Raw genomic sequence first — 2,631 nt, 5'->3', positions numbered from 1 at the left:
ATCTTTCCCTTTGATTAAATGAGGAGCTAATGCTATTTTGAATCCAAGCTCATTAATAGCAATCGGCTCATTGGTACGATCTAATATTTCACCTCTTACTGGTGCAAAAAATTCTGTTTTAATACTATTGTTTTCCGAAAGTGTTTCATAATATGCATTAGATTGGACTGAGAGATGAAAAACCCTGACCAGTAATCCAACCCAAATAAGAATAAAAAATGAGAGTAAAATACGAATCTTCATACGAGTGTCGCAATCACTAAAAATTCAACAATTATATATAACCCAATATGCCAATCAATCGCTGGAGGAACTAAAAGAAAAACACTATTGGCAATAGTCATGGTAATCCAATATCCGGGATAAGCGAGCCCTATAAAAATGGCTCCAATGCATAAACGGCATTGAATCAATTGTTCCAATTTTGGAAGTAGATAAAGAGATAAAATTGTAAAAAACAGAATAGTACTCCCAAACCAAAATCCTTTTTCAGCTTCAAATATCAATAGCATCACCGATACCACAATCAATCCAAATAAATCATGTCGATTTAAAGCATGATAGTAAGCAAAAAACAAAATTCCAAGTAAAGGTGGCAATAAAAGATACATACTGCTAAGACTAATATAAATAATGAATAAGCCGACTAAAAAAAGTTGGCTTATAACGTTTTGATAAGAGAAACTTCGTTGCATATCGGAAAATGTTTACACTTAATACAATCAGCCCAAATTTTATGTTCAGGAATTGACTCTTTAGGAATTTCAATAAATCCCAAACGTTCAAAAAAGCGTTGTTGATACGTTAATGCTAAAACCTCTTTAAGACCTAAACCACGCCCTTCCTTACAAGCGTTTTCTACTAATGTACTACCGATATTTTGACCGCGATATGCTGTGTCAATAATCATGGATCGTAACTCAGCCAATGTTGGAGAATGGATATGTAATGCGACGAAACCGACCAATTTCTCCCCATCCATAGCTAGAAAGTAGGAACGGATATTCGTTGCAATTTCATCATTACTACGTGCTAAGATAATACCAGTTTCTATCTCTGGTGCAACAATTAGTTGCATTGCAGGTATATCAAGTAACGTTGGTTTTTTATACGTAATACTCATGCATCATCGCTTTTGAGTAATCGATAGAGATGCTCAACAATTTTATCGACACCGCGACGTTTTGAATTCGATACCATCAATGCACCCGGAAATCGTTTTTTAAGTTCACCCAGCTCTTTTTGGTTTAGTTTGTCAATTTTAGTAAAAATGGTCACAATAAACTGTTGGGGTGTACAAATCTCCTCTAAATATTGAGCCACCGAACGATCGATTTCCAAATCAGGATGACGGCAATCGATTAGATGGACATAAACACGGATTTGTTTCCGTTCAGAAATGAAGTTTGTAAGATTGCTTTCCCAATCGGTTTTGAGTGATTTGGCAACTTTCGCGTATCCGAATCCCGGTAAATCAACGAATTTTGCGCTCAGACGTTCATTCGTTTCTCGATCGGCAAATACAACGTCAAAATAGTTAATCAGTCGTGTTTTTCCCGGAGTAGCCGAAACTTTTGCCAATGATTTGCGTTGCGTCAGCGTGTTTAACAATGAGCTTTTTCCCGTATTGGAGCGGGCCATAAACGCCACTTCGTTTTGATACTCATTTTCCGGTGTTAAACGGATGTTTGGAGCCGACGTTACAAAGAAAGAATCAATAATTTCGATCATTTAGCAGGACTTTTTGGTTTTGATTTTTTATCTTCTAAGGTAAATGTCATTACGACAGGCTCATTATTGTCACTTTCTGCCGAAGCATGACCATGTACCGTATTCACAACAACCTTATCCCCTTTTACACGACGATAATCATCGATGCGGATCAAATCCACTTTTTTGAAAAACTGGTATTCACTCTCATTGGGGAGGTAGATTGCCGTTTGTGATTTCCCTTTGTATTTTTCACCTAATTCGGTTAGGATATAAAAGGAGACATCCCCTTCAGCAAAATATTTGGTTGGTTTATTCGCTTTATCGGTATAAATTGTCACTTTAGAAGCGTTAAGCTCATCAGCGCCTTTAGTCACTTTTACATTTCCGGTAAATACCGATACACCCTTTTGCTGATCCGCTTTAAAACTGTCCGAGATAACTTTTAATTCCTCAGCATGAAGCAAAGAGAAGATCACTGGAGCTATAAATATAAAAAATCGTATCATTATTATTTTCCTATTCTAATTGGTAGCTTACACGTACGTGATTAGCAGATACCGTATCGTTTTTATTATCGTAATGCAATTGCTTCCCATCGATACGATTACTCTTTTTGGTAATTATAAACGCACTTTGAGTTTGGATTACCGAGGTGTCTGTATTGTATTTTCCTTCATTCGAGTGAAACTCCAAACCGTCTTCCCGAGCGTAATGGACATTTCCTTTAAGCTTGATCTCGTTGCTACGGTAATCCAAATTATTCGATTTGAGGGATTGAAATAAAGATTGCGTATTATCACTAAATTTTGCTGATGTTACCGTATAACTCTCATCAAATTTTTTTCCCTCTTTCCCTTCTAAGACATGTTCAATCCCTTTATGGGAAATTTCATATAACGCAAAGGAAAAGAGCTCTAT

At 36.4% G+C, this 2,631-nt stretch carries 5 protein-coding genes and 1 pseudogene; all 6 read right to left on the bottom strand.

The genetic code is table 11. The features are described from left to right. Window positions 1–243, bottom strand: a pseudogene (locus WA010_RS07560) (penicillin-binding protein 2); the annotation flags it as partial. Then, on the bottom strand, window positions 240–506 hold the full coding sequence (locus WA010_RS07555; RefSeq protein WP_422556521.1) for a hypothetical protein: 267 nt from the start codon (window positions 504–506) through the stop codon (window positions 240–242). The gene WA010_RS07555 and the pseudogene WA010_RS07560, both read right to left, overlap by 4 nt. 155 nt (window positions 507–661) lie before the next feature. Further along, on the bottom strand, window positions 662–1,123 hold the full coding sequence (locus WA010_RS07550; protein WP_422556520.1) for an N-acetyltransferase: 462 nt from the start codon (window positions 1,121–1,123) through the stop codon (window positions 662–664). Further along, window positions 1,120–1,731, bottom strand: coding sequence for a ribosome biogenesis GTP-binding protein YihA/YsxC (gene yihA, locus WA010_RS07545; protein ID WP_422556519.1), 612 nt, complete (start codon window positions 1,729–1,731; stop codon window positions 1,120–1,122). Before yihA ends, WA010_RS07550 begins: the two co-directional genes overlap by 4 nt. Then, the gene (lptA, locus tag WA010_RS07540) at window positions 1,728–2,219 is read right to left on the bottom strand and encodes a lipopolysaccharide transport periplasmic protein LptA (protein WP_422556518.1); all 492 of its coding nucleotides are present in this window, start codon (window positions 2,217–2,219) and stop codon (window positions 1,728–1,730) included. Before lptA ends, yihA begins: the two co-directional genes overlap by 4 nt. A gap of 10 nt (window positions 2,220–2,229) precedes the next feature. Then, window positions 2,230–2,631: LPS export ABC transporter periplasmic protein LptC (gene lptC / locus WA010_RS07535; protein WP_422556517.1), on the bottom strand; the 402-nt coding region annotated here is incomplete at its 5' end.

This window comes from Sulfuricurvum sp. (assembly GCF_049305995.1).
In the GTDB taxonomy this organism is placed as follows: Bacteria; Campylobacterota; Campylobacteria; order Campylobacterales; family Sulfurimonadaceae; genus Sulfuricurvum.
This window is presented reverse-complemented; position numbering and strand designations above follow the sequence as displayed.

Bases quoted from the DNA above. Each gene is read 5' to 3' on its own strand.
- WA010_RS07550 (WP_422556520.1), bottom strand. From the start codon at position 1,123: ATGAGTATTACGTATAAAAAACCAACGTTACTTGATATACCTGCAATG.
- yihA (WP_422556519.1), bottom strand. From the start codon at position 1,731: ATGATCGAAATTATTGATTCTTTCTTTGTAACGTCGGCTCCAAACATC.
- lptA (WP_422556518.1), bottom strand. From the start codon at position 2,219: ATGATACGATTTTTTATATTTATAGCTCCAGTGATCTTCTCTTTGCTT.